Here is a 22,962-nt window from a genome sequence, read left to right on the forward strand (position 1 = left end):
ACAAAAAACAGCAAAAGAATCCCCACAAATCCGATTCTTTTACTGTTTTCTTAATTTCTATTTTATCTCCCGATATACTTTCTCCGCTGTAATGGGAAGTTCCCTGACTCTGGCACCCACTGCACTTGCTATGGCATCTGCAATGGCGGGGGAAGGAGTGTTAATTACAATCTCCCCAATGGACTTGGCACCAAAAGGTCCTGTGGGTTCATAGCTGCTCTCAAATTCCACCCGGATATTACCTACATCCAGTCTGGAAGGCAGTTTATACTGCATAAATGAATTCTGTATCATCTGACCTTTATCGGTGTAAGTGATATCCTCATAAAGCGCCATACCAATTCCCTGTGCCAGACCGCCCTCTGTCTGAATTCTTGCCAGATTGGGGTTGATGGTTGTTCCACAGTCTACAACTGCCACATAATCAATAAGCTCTGCCTCACCAGTCTCTTTATCTACCTCAACTTCTGCCATCCCTACCATGAATGGGGGAGGCGAAACTGGGGAGGTATGAGATGCGCCAGCAGAAAGCATATGATTATTGGAGCACATTACCTTATTTCCAATATCCTTTAATGATATCTCCAGGCCCCCTGCCGGCTGCCATACCCTGCTTCCGTCAAACTCCAGTGTATCTTTTTCACAGGATAAGTATTCTGCCCCTTTATCCAGTATTTTGTCACGCATCTCACGACAGGCCTTAACCACAGCCATGCCGGTTAAGTACATGGTACTGGAGGCATAGGATCCGGAATCATAGGGCGATACATCCGTGTCTGTTCCATGGACCACGATCTGATCTAAGTCGCACTCCAGACAATCCGAAGCAACCTGGGCAAGGGTGGTATCACATCCCGTTCCCATATCAGAAGCACCGATCATCAGCGTATAAAACCCGTCATCATTAAGCCGCAGTTCAACGGAGGCCACATCCACTCCTGATATGGCAGAGCCCTGCATCGCCATGGCAACACCCACTCCACGGACTTTCCCATTTCCCATATCAACTGACGGGTATTTCTTATCCCACTCCATCATTTCCTTCGCGCGGGCCATACAGCGGTCAAGTGCACAGCTATTTAGAGTTTCACCATAGTAAGCCGGCATGATATCCCCTTCTCTTACCATGTTTAATTCTCTTATTTTTACCTTATCCATCCCGATTTTCTCCGCAAGCTCATTGATGGCAGATTCCACTGCAAAAATTCCCTGAGTAGCTCCGTAACCCCGGTATGCACCGGCTGACATACAGTTGGTATAAACCACATCGTAAGCGAACCGAAATGCCCTGGGAGTTCTGTACAGCGGGATAGACTTATGCCCTGATAATCCTACAGTTGTAGGGCCATGTTCCCCATATGCTCCTGTATTGGATAATGTATATACGTCAATTGCCTGTAGAATTCCGTTTTTATCTGCTCCAACCCGGACCCGGATTTCCATTTCATGACGGGGAGAGGAAGCGATCTGGGATTCATACCTGCTGTAAATAATTTTAGCCGCCCTGCCGGTTTTCATGGTAACAATTGCAGGGTAAACCTCTGCCACTACCGTCTGCTTGGCTCCGAACCCTCCTCCGATTCTGGGCTTGATCACCCGAATCCGTGACTTTGGAATATCCAGTGCATGAGCCAGAATTCTTCTCACATGAAAGGTGACCTGAGTGGAAGCTACCATATTCAGTCTTCCATAAGCATCCAGATAGGAGTAGGCACGGAATGTTTCCATCATGGCCTGCTGGTTCGCTTTTGTATGATATACCTGCTCTACCACATAATCACACTGCTCTAATAGTTCATCCACGTCTCCATGCTCTTCTCCTCCGCAGGCGCATAAATTACGGCGATTATCTGCCCCAACCGGGCAAAGACTTTCCCAGTTATCTTCCGGATGGATGAGAACCTTGTGATCCTTTGCCTTTCTGAAATCAAGAACTGGCTCTAAAACCTCATAGTCCACCTTAATAAGCCGCATGGCATGGTCTACTGCTTCTTCGGTTTCTCCTGCAACAATTGCAGCAGCATCACCCACGAATCGCATTCTTTGATCTAAAATCAGCCTGTCATACGGGCTTGGTTCCGGATACGTCTGTCCGGCCATGGTAAACCGTTTATTGGGCACATCCTGGTATGTAAGAATGCAGACAATTCCATCTACCTTATTTGCTTTCTCTGTATCAATCTGACTTATTAAAGCATGGGCATGAGGACTTCTTAACACCTTAACAATCAGACAGTCACCCGGCGCCAGATCGTCTGTAAAAACAGGCTTTCCAGTCACCAATGCTTTCGCATCCTTCTTTATTACAGAGGTATTCACGGTGCGCATTTTAGCATTCATTCCTGTTTTCTCCTCTGCTTAAATAATTTTTTACAGCACGCAGCTGCCCCATATATCCGCTGCAGCGGCAAAGATTGCCTGCCAGATACTCTTTCACATTCTCTTCATCATAAGAATCCAGTTCTTTTTCCATAGCAAGAACATTCATGATCAGTCCAGGGCTGCAAAAACCGCATTGCTCGGCCCCCTCCGCTGCAAGGAAAGAACCAAATTCCTCCGCTTCCTTTTGAGCGCCCTCCAGTGTTACCACATCGCAGCCATCCGCTCTGGCTGCAAGATAGGAACAGGATAGCCTTGAAACTCCGTTGACAAGGACGGTGCACAGCCCGCAGTTTTCCGTCTCGCAACCGCATTTCACACTGTAACAGCCTTTTCTTCTCAACAGGTGGAACAGGGTTTCATCATCACTTGTCTCCTCATAAATGAGTCTTCCGTTTAATGTAAATTCAATCTGCATTTACCCTTCCTCCCGATCCAGTGCCATGAAAAGCCGTTTTACATATACCGCAGTGAGATGCTTCCTATACTCTGCACTGCCTCGAAAATTGGTGCCATAACGAAAATGGTCCGCTGCCAGTGCCGCCAGCTCCTTCACATCTTCCCCTTCCTTGCGGCTTATGACAGCAAGCTCTGCCTTTGCGGGTCTTGCTCCCACTGATACGTAATAAGTATCATCCGTTGCAGACACACAGCATGCAATAAGAGGGAAATCCGTTTTGGCCATTCGGGAAGAAGCATAGAATGCCCTTCTGCCGTCCTTTTTAATCCGGATTCTTACCAGAATATCCCGGTTAAATTTCTGACTGCAAAATTCCTTAAGTGGAATAATTCCTCCCTTATAAAGCTCTACATAAGTATCCAGTGCCAGCATGCAGGTAAGAATGTCAGAAAATCCAAATCTGCCAAATATGCTTCCTCCCACCGTTGCTCCATTGCGAAACTGAACGCCTACGATGGAACGGGTACATTCCTTAAATAAACCTGGAAAATACCCATCAAGCCCCTTGTGTATTTCCAGCTGGCGCAGTGTACACATTGCTCCGATTACAAACTCTTCATCCGTTTCCTCGACTTCGTCAAGTCCTAGACCGGACAAATCCACCAGAGTCATTTTTATCCTGTTCTGAACCTTCAGCCACATCATTCCTGCACCGATTACACTGCTTCTTTTCTGGTTCAGATTATAAGCTTCTTCCAGACTTTCTGCTCTTACGTAATTTTTAAATCTGATCACTTCAATTATCCTCCTGCATAGAACTGGATCTATCAGTAAATGCCGCCCATATTAATAAGTATTAGTTATAAATGACAATATATTTATTAAAAACCCAAAAAAGTATATCATACTCTCACCTGATTTGACAATATTATTTTCCTGGAACAACAACTTGTCCCATCTGCCGTCAAGTGATAAGATGGAAAAAAAGCAGAAAGGACGTGTATGATGCAGGCATATCTATTTGTTCATTTTAAAGAAAAGGAAGATCCCGATGGAGAAGCCGTTTATTTTTCCATCAGCAAAGATGGATTTCACTGGCAGGAAATAAACGGAGGCAATCCCATTCTTACCAGTGGCATCGGAGAACAGGGTGTGCGGGATTTTACCATTTGCCGCACAAAAGAAGGGATTTATTACATACTTGCCACAGATTTAAGCCTTGCAAGAAATTTTAAGACAAAGTATAAAGGGAGCTGGGAAAATGTCGGCAGGGAAGGCAGCAGGAATCTGGTTCTCTGGGAATCTCCCGATCTGATTCACTGGTCCGCCCCACGCCTGATTTCCTTTGGAAGTGAGCCCTTTGGATGTGTCTGGGCTCCAGACATTATTTTTGACAGTGAAGCAGGTGATTATCTGATTCACTGGTCTTCTTCCCACCCTTCCAACAACTATGGGAATAAAAAAATTTATTACAGCAGAACTAAGGATTTTAAATCATTTACCAGCCCCAGGGTACTATATGAAAAAGAAGACAGTGATATTATTGATTCTGCCTTATATAAAGATGGTGAAACTTTCTACCTCTTTGTCAAAAGTAATCCCAATCCTGCTGCCATATTACTGCTTCAGTCACAATGTATTACCGGTCCATTTTCTATCATTCCCAAGTTTAGCGAAGAGATGAAAAAACTGGAACAGGGACAATACGAAGCCCCTACAGCTTTTCGGACAGAAGAAGGACGCTGGTGCCTGTTTTTAGATTACTATGGTACAAAAATAAAAGAGAAACAGGGATATGTTCCCTTTATTGCTGAGGCAATTTCTTCCGGCAATTTCATCCGTTCCGATGGATCTTTCTCTTTTCCTTACGGATTCAAGCATGGCACTGTTTTAACGATTAACCAGGAAGAATACAACCGATTGGACTCTGCTCATTTTATTTAAGAAAAATTTGGCATAATAAATCAGCCAAAAACGCTTACAATAATAGATGCAACAACCAATAAAGGAGGGTCAAATCGATGTTAGTAAACGGCAAAAATGAATGTATCCAATGTACTATTGACAATTGCGCTTACCATGCCAAAAGTGTTGACTACTGCACACTGGAAAAAATCAAAGTAGGTACCCATGAGCAGAACCCTACAAAAAAAGAATGCACAGACTGCGAATCTTTTAAAAACCAGGCATAAAAGCCAAATCTAATTTCCTCCTGACATGCAGAAAAGAGTGAATTCCTTCCTGCATATGAAAAAAGCTGCTGCACCCAGACGTGCAGCAGCTTTCTGTTTCATTAGTTATTATAAATCGGATACTTATCGCAGATTTTTGTTACCTCAGCTCTGATGTAATCGGCCTTATGATCAAAATCAGTTGCCGCAAGCCAGATACATTCTGCAATCTTTTCCATGTCTTCTTCCTTTAATCCTCTGGAAGTAACAGCCGGAGTACCAACCCGGACACCGGAAGTAACAAAGGGGCTTCTTGGATCATTTGGAACTGCATTTTTATTCAGAGTAATAAATACCTCATCACAACGGTTTTGAAGTTCTTTTCCGGTAACTTCCATCCCTCTTAAATCAATCAGCATCAGATGATTGTCTGTGCCGTCGGTAAGAATATGAAATCCCTGCTTAACCAGTGCAGCAGCAAGCGCCCTGGCATTCTTTACTACCTGCTCCTGATAGGTCTTAAACTCAGGCTTTAACGCTTCTCCAAAGCATACTGCCTTTCCAGCGATTACATGCTCTAACGGACCGCCCTGAGTTCCCGGGAAAATTGCTTTATTAAAGTTAAACTTATCAGCAGCCTCCTGGTTAGCCAGGATCATACCGCCTCTTGGTCCTCTTAAGGTTTTATGAGTCGTAGTAGTAACCACATCTGCATAAGGAATGGGGCTTTCATGAATTCCAGCTGCAACCAGACCTGCAATGTGAGCCATATCCACCATCAGGTAAGCTCCCACCTTATCTGCCACTTCTCTAAACCGCTTAAAGTCAATGGCTCTGCCATAGGCACTTGCGCCAGCTACAATGAGTTTTGGCTTATGTTCCACTGCCAGACGTTCCATCTCATCATAATCAAGGAATCCGTCATCATTGACTCCATAAGGAACGATATTAAAATAAAGACCGGAAAAGTTTACTGGGCTTCCATGAGTTAAATGACCGCCATGATTTAAATTCATTCCCATAACGGTGTCGCCTGGATTTAACATGGCAAGAAATACCGCCATATTGGCCTGGGCTCCTGAATGAGGCTGAACATTGGCATAATCACAGCCGAACAGTTTTTTTGCACGTTCAATGGCGATGGTTTCCACAACATCCACCTCTTCACATCCGCCGTAATAACGCTTTCCAGGGTAACCTTCCGCATATTTATTGGTAAGCACAGTTCCCATAGCCATCATTACCGGTTCTGAAACAATGTTTTCGGAGGCGATTAATTCCAGATTTCTCCGCTGACGTGCGCATTCCTTTTCGATGGCTTCTCCTACTTCCTTGTCAAAGCCGGTGATAAACTTCATTACTTCATTTACCATGTCCAATCCCTCACTTTTCCTTTTGAATCGTTACTCTTTAGCATTTTGGTAGATTATATAGCAAACTTCCTTAAAATGTCAAGGCTTTCTCAACTTCTGCGTGTCGAGCAAGAAGCTTTTCATAAAGATCCTGTTGCCTGATCTAGCTTAAAATCCGGTAATTTTTTATTACAATCTGAAGCGATTTATTTCCATTGTATTCATTTACAGCCGGATAATACACCACGTCAAGCTGGCGGCGATTTCCCAGTTCTTCTACAAATAAATCTCCGTCTTCAAACAAAAGCCCATCCATAGGGGTACCATTTTTTGTTACCAGTGAAAATTTGACCACATTCCGGTTTTTACCCAGTACACGTACACTTCGAATGGACAAATCCTTTTGTGCAAACAGCGGTTTTTCATTCCCCTGCCCATATGGTTCCAGTAAATCCAGTTCCTCAATCAAAGGCTCACTTATGTACTCCAGAGGCATGGGAACATCAATCCATACCTTCTTAACAAAATCCGCTTCTGTTAATTCTGCTTTTTCGTTCAGAGCCCTGCGGAATTCATCAACGTTTTCCTTTAACAGAGACAGCCCTGCTGCCATTGGGTGCCCTCCGAATTTCAGCAGAAGTTCCTTTACCTCCACCAGAGCGTCAAACATATGGTAAGACTCAATGGATCGTCCGGAACCCTTTACATGCTCCTCCCCATCCGTCAGCACAAATGCCGGTTTCTGAAAACGCTCTCTTAATCTGCCGGCGATGATTCCAGCAAGTGACTCATGGCAATCCGGCAGATATACCACCAGAACCTTATCTTTCGAAAAATGTTCTTCTACCAGCTTTACCGCTTCGTCTGTTCCCGATTTGGTCATATCCTTCCTCTGGTCATTGAGATCCTTTAATTCAACTGCCATTCTGTCTGCTTCTTCCTCTTCCTCACATAAAAGCAGAGAAAGAGCCAGCTTGGCAGTCACCAGACGTCCGCCTGCATTTAAACAAGGGCCGATGACAAATCCAATCTGATATGCCGTGATATGATCCTTATCCAGATTATTCTTCTCAATGAGTTTTAAAAGCCCCAGACTTTTTGTTTTCCCAATGCGTTTTAAACCTTCTTTCACAATAATCCGGTTCTCGTCCTGCAGCTTCATCACATCTCCAACGGTTGCTATGGCAGCAAATTCCACCATATCAAAGGATTTCTCTTTTGATATGCCAAATGCCTCATACAAAGCCTGTACCAGCTTAAAGGCCACCATGGCACCGCAAATCTCAGGAAACGGATACCTGCAGGCTTCCTGCTTGGGATTAACAATCGCATCACCCGGTGGCAGCATTTCCTGCCCTTCGTCTTTGCGAATATCATGATGATCTGTTATAATCACTGTCATCCCAAGTTCTTTGGCAAGACTGATTTGTTCCACTGCGGCGATTCCATTATCACAGGTCACAATTGTATCAATGCCATCCTCGTAAGCTGCCCTGATGATAGATTCATTAATTCCATATCCATCCTTAATTCTGTCCGGAATTTCATAATCCACAACGGCACCTGTCTCTTTCAGTGCCTGAAACAAAAGATATGTAGAACAGACCCCGTCAATATCATAATCCCCTACGATCCGTATGGGCTTCAACTGTTGTATCTTTTCTTTTAAAATCAAAATGGCACGGTCCATATCTTTCAGCAGACAGGGGCTGTATAAGTCACTCAGCCCCCCTCTTAAATACTTTTCCACGGCTTCCCGCCCTAATACTTCCCGGTTTCTGATAATTCTTGCCGTTACCGGTGATATATGATGAAACTTTGCCATTTCATCAAAATCAGCCCGTTTAGTCTGAAGCATCCATTGCTCTGCTGCCATCTTTTTTGATCTCCTTAATAACACGCTCTTGTGCTGTCTTTTCTTTTGTGCCTTTTATCTCTCTCAATTTCCTGGCCTTTGTTATTTCCCGAATCCTTTTATTCCCTGTTTCCTGATCCTCCTGCAAGCCTTCTTTCCGCCTTTTTGCGGCAGACAAACGATTCATAAGGCTTGTAATGGAATAAAGAATGGGAGCAAAGTCCCCCCGGTAAGCTTTTTCACAGGTGGATTTTACCTCAAAGTTCTCACTTCCGATTTCCTGAAATAAATATTTTTCATCGTCAATAATATGCTTTAACCGGTCAATCAATTCATTGACAGAATTGGTCAGGATTCCGATTTCATCTCTGGACTGGTAGGTTAAATAGACCCCCAGATCTCCGTCTGACACTCTTCTGGTTCCTTCCACAAGATCCTTTACCGGTTTATCAATGGCAATGATGATATAAATCACAAGGAGTGAGATTAAGAAACCCACCACACCAACGCTGATGACCTTCATCCTTGCCAGACGCATATATAGATGATCCCCTTCAATGCTGGCTGCTTCCGATCCTTTTCTGTTATAATTCACAACCTCTAAAAACCCGTCGCTTGCCTCATCAAACAACACTCTGGATTCTCCCATGATAATGTTAAATGCTTCACTGGATTTATTTTCCCGGCTGACAGAAAGAAGGCGATAGCTGCATTCTAAATATTTCCTCCAGTTATCTTTGGCCTCGTTCATTAACTGACGGTCTGATTCATCCGTAATATAAAGTTCATACCTGGCAAAAGACCGGTCTATCTCAGTTTTAATGCCATTCATCTCCCGCTCCAGCTGAGATTTGTCAACCCCGTTTGAAGTGACCACATGGTTATATTCCTTAATACGGTAATCAGATGTCTTCGTGTTTAACTCTTCCGCAATGATAATTGCAGGCACCCATGACTGTGAGATCACAGTACTGGCTTCATTAATCTTACTAGCTGTAATAACAGATTCCGTTCCAATAAATATTAATCCCAAAATGCTGATTGCCCCCAGCAAAATGAGTTTTGTTTTTATTTTAATATTTCTGATAGATGTCACTTTCATATTCCCTTAATCTCTTCCTCCTGGACCGGTAATCCGGTATTTCCTTTTCTACAGTTGACCAGAATGCTTTTGAATGATTCATATAAGAACGATGAGCCAGTTCATGAACTACCACATAATCAGCCAGATCTTCCGGCAGCAGCACAAGTCTCCAGTTAAAGTTTAGGTTTCCCTTTCCGCTGCAGCTGCCCCATCTGGTGGCCTGATCCCGAATGGCGATTCTGCCGTAATCCGTGTTCATAATTTGTGCCCACACAGCAGTTTTCTCCTCCAGATACTGCCTTGCACGCTGTCTGTACCAGTTCTTAATCACTGTTTTGACTGTATCCTCCCCATCTATGGGACCAGTGAGTGTTAATTCTTCTGAAGATTCCTTTATTAAAATTCCCTTTCTCCTAACATCATGCAGGATGCGAATAATGCGCTTTTCTCCAAATAGCAGCAGTTCACTCCCATCGACCCATGAAAACTGATTTATTACTGGCCGGGATCTGATCTTTAAGACTGCCTCATACACCCATCTGCTGTTTTTTAATACCAGCTCATGCCCCAAACGGTAAGGTACCGTGAACGGAAGTCTTACGATCACTTCTCCTGTTTTTGAGACCTGAAGCGCCATGGTTCTCCGTTTGGATTTTACAATCTTGTAGTTTAAGAAAGTTCCATCTTCAAAGGGCAGAATACCTGTGTTCCTTCTATCTTCATTATGTTCCTCTTCCATATATACAATTCCAATCTCTTATTTTCTTTTTCCTCATTCGCAAAGAAACCCGTATCCTCAATTATATCGAAAAATGGAAAAGGAAACAATAGTAATTGTGGTTTATTCAGAGCGTTCCGCGATCTCCTGCAGCCTCTTATAATCAGCGATAAAATACCCTTTCTCTTTTTTCATAATTCCCTCATCACAAAATTTCTTCATGACAAACAGTATATGACGGTAACTGACATTCATATACTCAGAGACATCCGTATGGGAAATCCCATACAATCCCCCTTTGTGATGGGTCAGTATAAAGGAAGCAAGTCTTTTTTCCAGAGAATAATTAAGATATTCACTAAGCCGGGAACTTCTTGTCATCAGTTTACTGGAAATATAGGATGCGAAATAGAAAGAAACCTCAGCATCCTTTTTACACATATCTCTAATGACTTCCAAATCAAACTCCAGGCAGCAGATGTCATCCACCACTTTATTTTCTTTTGTGAAGTCCTCATTGCAGAAAATAGAAAGCTCTCCCAGCCAGTCCTCTCTTCCTGCAAAATCAAGAATGGAGCGGCGGCCGTTTTCATGATCTATATATATTTTTACTGCGCCGGAACAGATATAATAACAGCGGGAAAAGGACTCCCCCACCTTAAAAATATTGCTGCCTTTGGGGAAGCGTTTCTCCTGCCCCATTTTTAATAAATGATTCGGAATCTCACACGTTATAAACTGTTTCATTATAATTTCCTCTGATATGATAAATCTCATAGTAGGTTATCCAGAAACTATGGTATCATATTCCTGAGGTGAAAACAATGACGAAGAAAAACACAAAATTAATTGCTTATTCCATCCTGAACTTTGTACTATTTGGATTTGGAGTATCGCTGCAGTTAAAAGCAGCCATCGGCCAGAGTATTTTAAATGCAATGGCAGTTACACTTTCCTTTCTCATTCCATGGAAGGTTGGTACCATATTAAACCTGATTAATACCATTTTTTTTATCAGCTATTTACTTTTAAGACGTACCAGATTAAACTATAAGGACATCATTCAGATTATCGCTACCATTGCCAACGGAATTATTATTAACTTTTTTCTCTACCAGGTTCTGTCCGGCTTTACGGCCGAAAGCTACCTTTTCAGAGTACTGCTCTATGCAACCGGTTTGATTTTCGCTTCCATAAGCCTTGGCGCTGTCCTGGCAATTGGAATTATAAAGTTCCCCTTAGAGAGTCTCTGCCTTACCATTACGGAACTTTATCACAAGAAATTTACCGCAGTACGCATGAGCTTTGATGTGATATTTCTGGTTGCTGCCATCGCCCTTACCTTATGGGCACATACACCCTGGCAGATCAGGGAAGGAACCGTAATCAGTGTTCTGCTCCTTTCCCCTCTGTTAGGAATCTGCTTAAACTACTTTAAGAAGCACTGGAATATGGAGGATTAAAAACATGTACCAAACATACTTAATCGATATTGACAACACCATTCTGGATTTTGATGCGGCAGAAGAGCGAAGCTTTCAGAATGTAATAGAATCCTACTGCCTTCCCTTTGAACGCAGCATGCTGGATGAATATAAAAAGATAAACATGAATCTCTGGAGTCTGCTGGAGCAGGAGAAGATCAGCAGGGAAGAAGTATTTCATACAAGATTCTCCCTATACTTTCAGACTCTGGAAAGAGAAGTTGATGGAGTGGAGGCTGAATCCCGCTATCGAAGCTTTCTTGGCAACAGCCCGGAGCTCATCCCCCACGCAAAGGAGACGCTGACCCAGCTAAAAAGCATGGGGAAAAAGCTCTATACCGCTTCCAACGGGGTCTATACCACCCAGGTTACCAGACTAAATCAGGCTGGTATCTTCGACCTGTTTGACGGAATGTTTATATCGGAAAAAGTGGGTAGCGAAAAGCCATCTATCCACTTTTTTAAACACTGCTTTGATCATATACCTGATTTCAATCAGGAAGAAACCATCATGGTGGGGGACAGTTTAAGTTCTGATATCAGGGGCGCCGTTAATGCCGGCATTGACTCCTGTCTCTTTACCCGCACAGATTCTCCCGCCAGGTCTGATGCTACTTATACCATTCATGATCTGTCCCAGCTTTTAAACCTGTAGGTCTCTACAGACAGAATCTTCCTTCCAAAGCCAGGAACTGATCCAGTACCATTTTGCTTACCCTGGCTCCAAATATGGTGGCCGGATGAGCCGGATAATACATGGCATCGGAAAATTCTTTATGAAACATGACTATCACATACGGTCCATATGGAGTAAATACGATGCCTCCGTCATTGCGGCAGGCATCCATGCTCCCGCTTTTTGAAGCCACAGAAATCAGTATCTCATCTGTATTGTCACTGTCCATATAGACTGGGGGAAAGTCTTTTGTAATCATACTGTTGTAATGCTGCTTTTTCAATATTTCAAGCATTGCCCCATCCGCTTTCTTGCTGATCAGCTCTCCCTTTACCAGTCTTGTAAACACACTTCCATAATCGTTTGGAGTGCTGGTTCCCAGTTGCCGGTACCGGTCAAAGTGAATGGGATTATAAAGAATCGTATCCTTGCACCCCAGCTTTTGAATACAGCTGTTAATGGTTTCCAGTCCCAGATAATCAATCATCATATTGGTAGCAATGTTATCACTGACGATAATCATAAAAACAGCCGCATCTTTTACCCTCAGTACAGCCCCTGGTTCCAGGGCTGCCAGTACGCCGCTCCCATCCACCACATGTTCCGGCTTATATTCCACCAGCTCCTCAAGGCTTTTGTTCCCTTTTTCCACTTCATCAAACAAACAGGCAAGTATAAAGGTCTTGATGGTACTTGCAGTCTCATATTTTTCATCCTGTCCCATAGTGATCACATTACCATGAAAATCATTGAGATAGATTCCCATTTTCCCGTCATAGCTCATTAGTTCTGCCTGAATTCTTTTCTCTAATGTAAATCTATTGTCCATGTCATCCTCCGATTTTTATTAGAATATACTCCCTGAAGCATACCAGCTATTGGCCAGATCCTCCCGATAATCCGCTGCATGGGGATTTAAACTGTTTATGACCACTCCGCTGCTGCCAATCTTACCGGTGGAATGAATATATGATCCATCTCCCAGGTACATGGCAATATGACCCGGAAAATACATGAGATCCCCTGGAAGCATTTCATCCCTGGGAATTTCCTTAACCGGAAACCCCGGCTGTATTTTTGCATCCCGGAATATAATAATCCCGTTCATCAGATAGCTCTGTGAAGTTAAACCAGAACAGTCAATTCCCAATGACGTTCTGCCCCCCCACCGGTACTGGGTGCCCAGATACTCCATTGCCGTCTCAATCACTGCCAGGCGAAATTCTCTTTCATCCACAATTTCCTTCTGTGGAAGATGATCCGTCCACAAAGCGCTTTGGGAATATTCTTTCGGACGCAGATACTGATTCCTCATAAACCCCTTCTGCCCGTCAAATAACTCAACCATTGCCCATCCAGGTTCCTCAGACTCAAACTCTCTCACCTTAATCAGTGCTCCTCTGGGAACACTCATGATTCTCACTCCCTGGACCCTGGGAATTGACATGATATCCACGAATTCCCCATCTGTTACCATCAGACCGCCTTCTTCCCAGTTAATCAGGTCAGAAAGACCGGTCAGTTCCACATCCTCTTTTCTTACATACCCCGGATAATGATAGGCTGTTACAACCGGATAAAATCCCTGGTCTTCTTCCCCTGTGATACGAAGTCCCATACCGTATATCCCTTCATCTGCAATGGAAGAAACCAGTTTCTTTTCCCTGTTCTCCTTTGTTTCTCCAGGCCGGTCCCATATGGTAATTACCGGCTTTTTAATTACTGCAAACTGCTGCTCCATCACTGTCTCCCTTCATTCCAAAGAACCGGACCTGCAAATCAAAGGCAGCGAATAGTTCCGCTGCCTGTCATCCGTTTCGTCAACGCTCATATAATTTCTTATATTCTTCCGCCTCTTTTTTATTCGCCAGTACATAATGTTCGTTTCTGATTTCCTGCCAGAAAGGCGGATCAGTTGAATAATCATGGATGGACGGATCATAAACCATCAGCTTTTTCTCCTTCTCATGCTTTGGATCCGGCATGGGTATTGCCGAGAGAAGCGCCCTTGTGTAAGGGTGAATGGCATGGGTGATCAATTCCTCCGTCTCAGCCATCTCCACGATCTCTCCTTTGCGTATGACTGCAATCCGGTCAGTAATAAACCGCATAACCGATAAATCGTGGGCAATGAACAGGTAAGTAATCTGACGTTCTTTCTGAATTCTGGTAAGAAGATTCAGAACCTGAGCCCGTACCGACACATCAAGAGCAGAAATCGGTTCATCCGCTATGATAAACTCCGGTTTCATAATCAGAGATCTTGCAATGCCGATCCGCTGCCTCTGGCCTCCCGAAAACTCATGGGGGAAACGGCTGGCGAACTCCGGAAGAAGGCCTACATCAAGAAGTGCCTGATTTACCCGTTCTTTCCTTTCCTTCTCGGTAATCCCTTTTTCAATATTCAATAGTCCTTCACTTACAATATAATCCACCTTGGCTCTCTCATTTAAAGATGCCTGAGGATCCTGAAAAATCATCTGGATTTCCTGAATCACCTTCCGGTCCAGTTCTTCCGATATATCTCCGTTAATTTTCTGCCCCTTGTAGAGAATTTCTCCTCCTGAAGTCTTTATAATCCTCATGACAGCCCGGCCAATGGTGGTTTTTCCAGAACCGGATTCTCCCACCAGTCCAAAGGTCTCTCCTTTATAAATCTTAAAGTTTACCCCTTTTACTGCCTGGTATTTCTTTTTTCGTTCGCCGAAGGTCACTTCCAAGTCCTTAACTTCCAGTAATACTTCCCGCTCCATCAGAACAGACCTCCCTCTCTGATTATTTTTAGTACAGGCGGCGGATCCGCCTTTGGTGCCCGTTCATCCAGCAGCCAGGTTTTAGCCTTGTGGGTAGGGGAAATGCTGAAATAAGGAGGGCTCTTTACAAAATCAATCTTAAGTGCCTGGGGATTTCTGGGAGCAAACGCATCTCCCTTTATTTCTGCATATAGATTAGGCGGTGTTCCGGCAATGGAAAATAAATTTTCTCCTTTTATCCCCACCTGAGGCAAAGATGAAAGAAGCGCCCAGGTATAAGGGTGTCTTGCATCATAAAAAATATCCTCACTGGTTCCAATCTCCACAATATCCCCGGCATACATCACAGCTACTCTGTCTGCCGTATTAGCCACTACTCCCAGATCATGAGTGATAAGAATCACAGAAAGCTTATATTTCAGCCGCAGTTCCTTAATCAGCTCCAGAATCTGAGCCTGTATGGTAACATCAAGGGCCGTTGTGGGCTCATCGCAAATAAGAATCTGGGGATTGCAGGCAATTGCTATGGCAATAACCACACGCTGGCGCATCCCCCCTGAAAATTCATGAGGATACTGGAAAAAACGTTTCTCCGGTTCCTGTATTCCCACATCAGTCAGATACTGAAGCGTCCGTTTTTTTGCCTCAGTCCTGCTTCCCTTCTGATGCAGGAGAACCGCTTCCATAATCTGTGCACCAATGGTCTTTAATGGATTTAAGCTTGTCATTGGATCCTGCATGATCATGGCAATTTCATGTCCCCGCAGCTTTAACCAGTCTTTTTCTTTCTTAATTCCCGTTAACTCTACCGGAACTTTATCATCAGAGCCATAATAAACGACATTCCCGCCGCTGACACTGCCGTTCTTATCTAAAAGTCCCATAAATGATTTTGTAAATACCGATTTTCCGCTTCCCGATTCCCCTACAATCGCAAGAATTTCCCCTTTATAAAGTTCCAGGGAAATTCCCCGTATGGCATGAAGCCGTTTCCCTCTCAGTTCAAAGGTAATATCTAAATCATTTACCTCTAATATTGTCTCTCGTTCCATTGGCTGCCTCCTTATAAGTGATTCTTCGGATCGGCGGCATCAGAAAACGCGTTGCCGATAATGTAGAAAGAAATAGTTACAAATGAAAGAATGATGGTGGGATAAACCAGCTGATAGCGCAGTGCCGGGCTGGTAATCAGTGCTCTTCCTTCATTGATTAAGTTCCCGAGGCTTGGAATATTAACAGGAAGGCCCAGACCAATATAGGTGATAAACACTTCATTGCCGATAGCGGCCGGAATGGTAAGTGCCATTCGAAGCATAATGACAGAAACCAGATAAGGCAGAAGATTTTTTACAATAATTCTGCCTGTAGGTGTACCAAGGCACCGGCTGGCCACATTATAATCCCTGTCTCTGATAATGAGGATCTGGTTGCGGATAAATCTTGCCATCTGAATCCACCCCGTAAGACACATGGCAAATATCAATGTCTTAACACTGGGCTTTAATATGTAAGAGATCAAAATCAATATAATGGTATTTGGTATATTATCAATAATATTATAAATTTCAGTCAGTATAAAGTCCGCCTTTCTGACATAGCCCCAGATGACCCCTACCGTAATTCCGATCAGCGCCTCCGCCAGTGCCACTGATAAGCCGATAAACAGTGAAGTCCTGGTTCCCGACCAAATCCGTGCCCATAAGTCCTGACCGATGGAATTGGTTCCAAGAATAAATTGTTTTCCTGGCGGAATATTGCGAAACTGCATTCCACTGGCATCATTGATAATCAGGTTTGGATCATACTGACCTGGAAGATAAGGCTGTATAAACGTAAATGCCAATAACAGCATTAACAGCACCAGCAAAGCAAAGGCTATCCGGTTCTTAAAGAACGCATGGAGTGTACTATTCCAGTAAGAATAATTGCTGAATCCCGTTTTCTCTGTCTCAGCTTCATTATATCCCCCAAACGTAAACAGCTCTGCTTCTTCCATATTTTCAATTAACTCTGCTTCTTTTGTATGACGGTAAGAAAATTGCTTCATCATCTGTCACCTGCTTTCTTTCCAAGGCTGATTCTGGGATCCAGCATTACCATCATAAGATCCCCAAGAAGCAGTCCCAGTACGCCCACACAGGCATACAAAAGAACAATCCCCTGTACCATGGCATTGTCATGCTTTTTAATTACGGTAACCAAAAGACCGCCCATTCCAGGAATGCTGTAAAGAGATTCTATGTAAATAGAACCGATCACCGTATTTAAAAATGCAGTAGGAATATACTGGGCAAGGGGAACAAAGGCATTGCGGAAAATATGTTTAAACATAACATTACCCTCTGACAGCCCTTTTGCCTTTGCCAGCCTGACATAATCCTTATTGCTTTCATCAATCATATACCGTCTCAGCCACATCCCATAAAATGCAATATTTCCAAGGGACATGGAAATAACCGGCAAAATCCAGTAATTGGGATCATCGATCTGAAAGAGCAGCCCTACATGAAAGAGCTGTGTCCCATAAAGCTGAATATAAAGGAAATAGACTGCGGCCGGTACAGCCTGAATACATACAATAAAAAAGGTTCCTATTTTGTCAAACCAACGATACTGATACCTTGCCATAAAAGCCCCCATGGGAAGTCCAACCAGAAGTGAGACAACCATGGACCAGATTCCCAGCTTAATGGATACGGGAACTTTATCCGCCAGAATATCGGATACAGGAACATTGGAACGGTAAATCCTGGAAGTACCCAGATCACCATGAAGCAGTTTCTGGAAAAAATGAACAATCTGAAGGGGAAGGGGATCCGACAATCCCATCTCCTTTAAACCCACTTCGATTTGCTGAGGCGTCATTTTATCAAAGTTCTGAAAATAACCTTCAATCGGCATAAGGCGGAGAAGACAGAATACAACGGTCAGAATGATGATTAATGTAAGAAATGAACGTGCGATTCTTTTACTTAAGTATAGTAACATCAGTTTTCAGACTCCTTTGTTTTGTTTGTAAAAATACTCTCTGAAGGCGAAGTCAGATCATATCCACCTCCCCTTCAGACGGTATTTTTCCGCCGGACCAAAAGCATAGCCTGTGATCCGGCGTTTTTTCTTACCGTTTATTTTTCATTTGCTTCCCGGTTTGCCTTAAACTCATCCATGGAAATGAAATGATCCTTTAAATGCTGCCCTTTATACCGAAGATTCGATACTCCGAATGGCGCATACTGTCCTTCAAATACATCCAGCTTACTAGCCACATACTTGCTGACAGAAATGCTGTAAGGAATCACAAATGCGTGACCCACAAGACTAGCCTCAGCCTTGGCGAAAGCCTCATATCTGGCATTGATATCCGTTTTCATATCCTTAGCCTGATCCACAAGGGTAAAGTATTCTAAAGCTGCCTCAGCAGAAGGAGTTCCGTCTTCGATTGCCTTTGCTATATTTCCATACTTATAGCCAAGATCATATCCGCTTTCTCCCTTTTTCTGGTAGAACGGATCTGTCCAGGTTTCCGGATCAGCATAATCTGCGCCCCAGTTACATTTCATAAATGCAAATTTACCGCTTCTGCGTACTTCTGTTAAAAATCCATCTGCCGGACCTGCTTCCACAACGATATCAATAAAATCAGAGCCAAGAAGGCTTTCCATCTGCTGCTCCACTACCTGACATTCTTTATCCCAGTTTACTTCAGACGGGTTGTATGGCATTAATACCTTAACAGGGAATGTTACACCTGATGCCTCCAGCTCTTTCTTTGCCAGATCCCTGTATTCCTTTGCTTTTGTCTCATCAAAGGTCTGGGTTAAGTTTGCCATATCCCCTACCTTGGTATAATCCTCACCCTGTGCATTAAAGGTAAAGTTTGGAGGTGTAATAGAATTGATAACAAAATCATCGGGTGTTGCGGACTCTAACACTGCAACTTCCTTTGACTTATTAAGTGCTGAGGATAAAGCCTTACGGAAGTTTTCATTATTCACTGCCTTTTTCCAGTTATCCGGCTCATACTGAGCATCAAACTGGGGATTAAAGTTGAAGCAGTAGAAATAAGAGTAGCTCGTTCTGGGTCTCTCTCTGCTGATTAAATTCTTTGTATCCTCATTATTTTTCCAATCATCCAGAATATCAGAAGAAAGTTCCGCATAGTCCACCTCGCCCCGCTTTACCATCTCAGGTCCGATTGTATTGTATTCCGCATTGTAAATTTCCTGGATTTCATCAATATAAACCAGTGCTGCATCGTAATTTAACGGGTTTTTCTTCATAACGTGCTTTTCCTGAGGAGAGAATTCTTCCAGATAATAAGCACCATTATAATACATCTTGTCTGCGCCTGTTCCAAAGTCCTTACCAAGCTCCTCAAGCTGAGGTCCATAGGCTGGCATATAAACTATATAAGCCAGAGAAGACAGGAAATAAGGAACTTCCTTCTCAAGTGTATATGTAAGAGTATGTTCATCTACAGCCTTAACACCAACCGCTGAAAATTCAACTGGCTGCCATACTTTTCCGTCCTTATCTGCGCCACCATTGTAAACCAGTCCGTTATAATAATTCTCGGCGTTGGCAATGATGCCAAATAAATTCTGTACATTGGAGCTTTCATATTCCGGAGTCAGCTCATACTTCATCGCATCCACGAAATCCTGGGCAGTCACAGCGCCAACCTCTTTGCCCGTGTTATCAACCCATTTTGCATCTCTAAGCTTAAAAGTCCAGGTAAGAGTGGCATCATCATAACTCCATTCTGTAGCCAGACCCGGTTTAATCTGTCCCTTATTGTCATATTCTACCAGAGTATCAATTAAATTTGCGCCGATTTTATAATCATTTTCCGTAGATGAGGTGAGGTAATTAAGAGTTGTGGCTTCTGCTCCATAAAGCTTTTTATAAACGGCTGGTTCCCCGCTTCCTTCCGCTTTTGCTCCACCCTGGGCACTTCCTGTACTGCTCTCAGAAGTTTTTTTACCTCCGCATCCGCTGAGTACAGTTGCCGTTGCAAGAACTGCACAGAGAATACCGGCTGCTAATCTTTTTTTCTTCATAATTTTCCTCCATTTTTTCTTATTTCTAAACCCGTCAGGGATTAGTGTCCTCATTTGTATGTTATTATTTCTCCCCAAAAACAGGTACCTTAAAGATCCCCAGTCCCGGCTCGGCATTCATTAAAATTCTGGAGCCCATAAAGGCTGGTCCACCGCTATATGGATCCTCACTGCACAGGGAGGGCCCGTCTAAATCCGCTCTGGTAATTATCCCCTTTGCAGCTGCCAGATGGGCGGCTGCGCTGACGGCGATCTTGCTTTCCAGCATACATCCAATCATACACTCCACTTCGTAGCATTCTGCTATGGAACAGACTTTTAAAGCCTCGTAAATCCCCCCGGTCTTCATCAGCTTAATATTAATTAAATCTGCAGCACGTTCCTTTATGATATGTATGGCATCCATGGCTGAAAACACGCTTTCATCTGCCAGAATCGGAGTCTGTACCTGACTGGTAACAAGCTTCATCCCTTCAAAATCATGGGCGCTCACCGGCTGTTCCACCAGATCCATATCGATTCCCATGTCCTCCAGTTTACTTATAATCCTGACCGCATCTTTTGCAGACCACCCCTGGTTTGCATCAATCCGAAGCTTAATCTCCGGCCCCACAGCCTGGCGAATGGCTTTGATCCGTTCCACATCCTTTTGCCCTTCTTTGCCGACTTTGATCTTCAGTATTCTAAATCCCTGCCGGATTGCAAGCAGACTGTCTTTGACCATCTCCTCTGTCTCATTGACGCTGATGGTCAGATCGGTCTCTATTTCGCCCTTACTGCCCCCTAAAACCTTATACAGAGGCTTCCCGCAGGATTTTGCAAACAGATCATAAACAGCCATATCCACAGCCGCCTTCGCCGAAGTGTTTTTAATCATGGATTTATGAAGTACTTTCATTATGCCATCCAAATTTTCAATTTCCATACCAATTAATGGAGGTGCAATAAATTCTTCAATGGCGCATCGGATAGAGCCTTTCGTCTCCCCTGTAATCACAGCTGTAGGCGGAGCCTCACCGTATCCTGTCTGTCCGTCATCAGCCGTAATTCTAACTACAATATCATTAACAGAGTCTACGGTCCTGAGGGCTGTCTTAAATGGAGTTACAAGAGGAATATTCACTTCTGCCGTTTCAATTTTTGCTATTCTCATTCTGATTTCCTTCCTATCATGCTGTCCATGCTTTTGTTCTGATTTTGTGCCTCTGACCGATTCGTCTCTTCATATAATTTTAACGATAGCTCCCCCATAATCCGTTCAAATCCAGGAGTATCCGTCTCATTCCCGCAAAAGCAGACCAAAAACGGTGTTTTTCCATATACGATCCCTACATCATGAGTAATCCCACGATCCTCACCTGTTTTATGGGCGATCTCAGGCTCCTCTGCAAGCGCCTGTAAATAGAATGGAATCTTACTGCAAAGCTGCTGATTTTTTAAAATTGAAATCATCTGCCTGCTTGCCCCTTCACTGACTAATTCTCCCCGGTACATCATCATAAGCAGTCTGCCTGTCTCAGATGCAGTTATGTAATTTTGAATCCCCTTACTCGACTTTTCTGTATCATACATTTTTCTGTTAAGACAGGTTTTTTCAAATCCAAGAGACTTAATATATTGATTGATCTCTTCCATCCCCAGTAATTCAATGAGCAAATTGGTGGCCGTATTATCACTGAATATGATCATCAGAGTGACCAGGTCCAATGCAGTGACACAAATCCCCTCATGAAGATAGGTGAGAGCTCCGCAGGATGGAACGCAATCCTTTTTGTATATGGGCAGCGAGAAATCCTGCCTCAGTTTTCCTGTTTCAAACTGATTAAATGCTGCCGCCATGACATAGAGCTTTATCACGCTGGCTGCCATCAGTGGCTGGTCTTCCCTGTATCCAACCCGCTCCCCTGTCTCCAGATTTTCATAAAGAAAGCTGATTTTTCCAGGAACCTGATCTAATATTCTGATTATCTCATCCCGTGTCATCTCGAAAAACTCCTGTCATTTAGAATCGTTTATATAAAAAAAGAGGCACTGCACCCATTGTTGCCAGCTACCTCGTTGCACCTGATTCAGATTTTTTTATTAAATTTTCTTATATCATTTACTATTTAGTATAATAAATTCTGGAAAAAAATCAAGCAATAATTCATTTTTCTGGAAAAGTAAACCAAAAAAAGCATCTACACTTTCGTGTAAATGCTTTTTCTCTACGTGCGTGAGAAGATTCGAACTCCCGACACCTTGGTCCGTAGCCAAGTGCTCTATCCAGCTGAGCTACACACACATATTCAATTGGCTGCCTTTTCAGGCAATGCCGGCGACCGGAATCGAACCGGTACGGGAGGTAAGTCCCGCAGGATTTTAAGTCCTGTGCGTCTGCCAGTTCCGCCACGCCGGCATTCTCATGATTTCTCATGGAAATGGGACCTATAGGGCTCGAACCTATGACCCTCTGCTTGTAAGGCAGATGCTCTCCCAGCTGAGCTAAGATCCCATAAACGATACAGTAAGCATTATACAACTTACCTGCTGGTTTGTAAAGCCTGTATTTTTAAAATACAGAACGACCCGGATGGGATTCGAACCCACGACCTCCGCCGTGACAGGGCGGCGCTCTAACCAGCTGAGCCACCGGGCCAGATTATCAAATATTTAGTTCAGTGCTAGTGGACCTTCGGGGACTCGAACCCGGGACCGACCGGTTATGAGCCGGTTGCTCTAACCAACTGAGCTAAAGGTCCTAAACATAATAATCTGATAGATATATTTAGTAAAGTGAAAGCCGATGATCGGACTCGAACCGATAACCTGCTGATTACAAATCAGCTGCTCTGCCAATTGAGCCACATCGGCATTCAATGACCCCAACGAGATTCGAACTCGTGTTACCGCCGTGAAAGGGCGATGTCTTAACCGCTTGACCATGGGGCCAAAGCTCCCCGAGTAGGACTTGAACCTACGACCCAACGGTTAACAGCCGTTTGCTCTACCGACTGAGCTATCGAGGAATATTGCATTACTGCAATCCTT

At 43.6% G+C, this 22,962-nt stretch carries 21 protein-coding genes and 8 tRNA genes; 4 read left to right on the forward strand and 25 right to left on the reverse strand.

Translation table 11 applies throughout. The annotated features are described in order from the left end of the window. Positions 1 to 57 precede the first annotated feature (57 nt). From BXY41_RS21225 to BXY41_RS21235, 3 genes are read right to left on the reverse strand one after another with little or no spacing between them, the layout of a single operon-like run. Positions 58 to 2,328, reverse strand: coding sequence for a xanthine dehydrogenase family protein molybdopterin-binding subunit (locus tag BXY41_RS21225; RefSeq protein WP_104438913.1), 2,271 nt, complete (start codon positions 2,326 to 2,328; stop codon positions 58 to 60). A 1-nt stretch (position 2,329) separates the two neighbouring features. Continuing rightward, on the reverse strand, positions 2,330 to 2,797 hold the full coding sequence (locus BXY41_RS21230) for a (2Fe-2S)-binding protein (protein WP_104438882.1): 468 nt from the start codon (positions 2,795 to 2,797) through the stop codon (positions 2,330 to 2,332). Then, a complete protein-coding gene (locus BXY41_RS21235; protein WP_104438883.1) occupies positions 2,798 to 3,574 on the reverse strand; it encodes an FAD binding domain-containing protein in 777 nt (258 codons plus the stop codon). Between the two features lie 207 nt (positions 3,575 to 3,781). Between BXY41_RS21235 and BXY41_RS21240 the strand changes: the two genes are divergently transcribed. Then, positions 3,782 to 4,723 (forward strand): glycoside hydrolase family 43 protein, encoded by a 942-nt coding sequence (locus tag BXY41_RS21240; RefSeq protein ID WP_242980304.1) that lies wholly within the window; start codon positions 3,782 to 3,784, stop codon positions 4,721 to 4,723. A 77-nt stretch (positions 4,724 to 4,800) separates the two neighbouring features. Next, positions 4,801 to 4,971 (forward strand): DUF1540 domain-containing protein, encoded by a 171-nt coding sequence (locus BXY41_RS21245; protein ID WP_104438885.1) that lies wholly within the window; start codon positions 4,801 to 4,803, stop codon positions 4,969 to 4,971. 101 nt (positions 4,972 to 5,072) lie between these two features. Here the strand turns inward: BXY41_RS21245 and glyA are convergent, their stop codons facing one another. The 5 genes from glyA to BXY41_RS21270 form a co-directional block, all read right to left on the reverse strand. Continuing rightward, positions 5,073 to 6,323, reverse strand: a complete 1,251-nt coding sequence (gene glyA / locus BXY41_RS21250; protein ID WP_104438886.1) for a serine hydroxymethyltransferase — start codon at positions 6,321 to 6,323, stop codon at positions 5,073 to 5,075. Between the two features lie 142 nt (positions 6,324 to 6,465). Continuing rightward, positions 6,466 to 8,178: a single-stranded-DNA-specific exonuclease RecJ gene (gene recJ / locus BXY41_RS21255; RefSeq protein WP_104438887.1), complete on the reverse strand. Its 1,713-nt coding sequence runs from the start codon at positions 8,176 to 8,178 to the stop codon at positions 6,466 to 6,468. Next, entirely contained in the window at positions 8,147 to 9,259 is a 1,113-nt protein-coding gene (locus BXY41_RS21260) for an MCP four helix bundle domain-containing protein (RefSeq protein WP_104438888.1), read from the reverse strand. Before BXY41_RS21260 ends, recJ begins: the two co-directional genes overlap by 32 nt. Further along, positions 9,231 to 9,980 carry a M48 family metallopeptidase gene (locus BXY41_RS21265; protein WP_242980306.1) on the reverse strand — a complete coding sequence of 250 codons (750 nt, stop codon included), beginning with the start codon at positions 9,978 to 9,980 and terminating at the stop codon, positions 9,231 to 9,233. Before BXY41_RS21265 ends, BXY41_RS21260 begins: the two co-directional genes overlap by 29 nt. Positions 9,981 to 10,082: 102 nt before the next feature. After that, positions 10,083 to 10,706 carry a cyclic nucleotide-binding domain-containing protein gene (locus tag BXY41_RS21270; RefSeq protein WP_104438889.1) on the reverse strand — a complete coding sequence of 208 codons (624 nt, stop codon included), beginning with the start codon at positions 10,704 to 10,706 and terminating at the stop codon, positions 10,083 to 10,085. Between the two features lie 77 nt (positions 10,707 to 10,783). On the opposite strand from BXY41_RS21270, the gene BXY41_RS21275 reads away from it, so the two are divergent. Next, complete coding sequence (locus BXY41_RS21275; protein ID WP_104438890.1) at positions 10,784 to 11,422, forward strand: YczE/YyaS/YitT family protein; 639 nt, start codon at positions 10,784 to 10,786, stop codon at positions 11,420 to 11,422. 4 nt (positions 11,423 to 11,426) lie between these two features. Further along, positions 11,427 to 12,098 carry a YjjG family noncanonical pyrimidine nucleotidase gene (locus BXY41_RS21280; protein WP_104438891.1) on the forward strand — a complete coding sequence of 224 codons (672 nt, stop codon included), beginning with the start codon at positions 11,427 to 11,429 and terminating at the stop codon, positions 12,096 to 12,098. Between the two features lie 4 nt (positions 12,099 to 12,102). Here BXY41_RS21280 and BXY41_RS21285 read toward each other — a convergent pair whose 3' ends face one another. The 17 genes from BXY41_RS21285 to BXY41_RS21365 all read right to left on the reverse strand — a co-directional run bounded on the left by BXY41_RS21285 (position 12,103) and on the right by BXY41_RS21365 (position 22,940). Next, positions 12,103 to 12,948: a serine hydrolase gene (locus tag BXY41_RS21285; protein ID WP_104438892.1), complete on the reverse strand. Its 846-nt coding sequence runs from the start codon at positions 12,946 to 12,948 to the stop codon at positions 12,103 to 12,105. An 18-nt stretch (positions 12,949 to 12,966) separates the two neighbouring features. After that, a complete protein-coding gene (locus BXY41_RS21290) occupies positions 12,967 to 13,860 on the reverse strand; it encodes a C40 family peptidase (RefSeq protein WP_170072509.1) in 894 nt (297 codons plus the stop codon). A 79-nt stretch (positions 13,861 to 13,939) separates the two neighbouring features. Continuing rightward, on the reverse strand, positions 13,940 to 14,872 hold the full coding sequence (locus BXY41_RS21295; RefSeq protein WP_104438894.1) for an ATP-binding cassette domain-containing protein: 933 nt from the start codon (positions 14,870 to 14,872) through the stop codon (positions 13,940 to 13,942). Further along, entirely contained in the window at positions 14,872 to 15,924 is a 1,053-nt protein-coding gene (locus tag BXY41_RS21300) for an ABC transporter ATP-binding protein (RefSeq protein ID WP_104438895.1), read from the reverse strand. The genes BXY41_RS21295 and BXY41_RS21300 overlap by 1 nt, the downstream gene beginning before the upstream one ends. A gap of 11 nt (positions 15,925 to 15,935) precedes the next feature. Next, positions 15,936 to 16,922 (reverse strand): ABC transporter permease, encoded by a 987-nt coding sequence (locus BXY41_RS21305; RefSeq protein ID WP_104438896.1) that lies wholly within the window; start codon positions 16,920 to 16,922, stop codon positions 15,936 to 15,938. Beyond that, entirely contained in the window at positions 16,919 to 17,860 is a 942-nt protein-coding gene (locus tag BXY41_RS21310; RefSeq protein WP_104438897.1) for an ABC transporter permease, read from the reverse strand. Before BXY41_RS21310 ends, BXY41_RS21305 begins: the two co-directional genes overlap by 4 nt. Positions 17,861 to 17,997: 137 nt before the next feature. After that, positions 17,998 to 19,932, reverse strand: coding sequence for a peptide ABC transporter substrate-binding protein (locus tag BXY41_RS21315; RefSeq protein WP_104438898.1), 1,935 nt, complete (start codon positions 19,930 to 19,932; stop codon positions 17,998 to 18,000). Between the two features lie 64 nt (positions 19,933 to 19,996). Continuing rightward, complete coding sequence (locus BXY41_RS21320) at positions 19,997 to 21,085, reverse strand: dipeptide epimerase (RefSeq protein ID WP_104438899.1); 1,089 nt, start codon at positions 21,083 to 21,085, stop codon at positions 19,997 to 19,999. After that, positions 21,082 to 21,915, reverse strand: a complete 834-nt coding sequence (locus tag BXY41_RS21325; RefSeq protein WP_104438900.1) for a serine hydrolase — start codon at positions 21,913 to 21,915, stop codon at positions 21,082 to 21,084. The genes BXY41_RS21320 and BXY41_RS21325 overlap by 4 nt, the downstream gene beginning before the upstream one ends. 227 nt (positions 21,916 to 22,142) lie before the next feature. Beyond that, positions 22,143 to 22,216, reverse strand: a tRNA-Arg gene (locus tag BXY41_RS21330). A gap of 28 nt (positions 22,217 to 22,244) precedes the next feature. Next, positions 22,245 to 22,330 (reverse strand) — tRNA-Leu (locus BXY41_RS21335). 23 nt (positions 22,331 to 22,353) lie between these two features. Next, positions 22,354 to 22,426: transfer RNA gene (locus BXY41_RS21340), tRNA-Val, on the reverse strand. A 70-nt stretch (positions 22,427 to 22,496) separates the two neighbouring features. Beyond that, positions 22,497 to 22,570 (reverse strand) — tRNA-Asp (locus BXY41_RS21345). Between the two features lie 29 nt (positions 22,571 to 22,599). Then, positions 22,600 to 22,673 (reverse strand) — tRNA-Ile (locus BXY41_RS21350). Between the two features lie 39 nt (positions 22,674 to 22,712). After that, positions 22,713 to 22,785 (reverse strand) — tRNA-Thr (locus BXY41_RS21355). Between the two features lie 6 nt (positions 22,786 to 22,791). Further along, positions 22,792 to 22,863 (reverse strand) — tRNA-Glu (locus BXY41_RS21360). A 4-nt stretch (positions 22,864 to 22,867) separates the two neighbouring features. After that, a tRNA-Asn gene (locus BXY41_RS21365) sits at positions 22,868 to 22,940 on the reverse strand. Positions 22,941 to 22,962: the final 22 nt, after the last annotated feature.

The organism is Lacrimispora xylanisolvens (assembly GCF_002934545.1).
Classification (GTDB): domain Bacteria; phylum Bacillota; class Clostridia; order Lachnospirales; family Lachnospiraceae; genus Lacrimispora; species Lacrimispora xylanisolvens.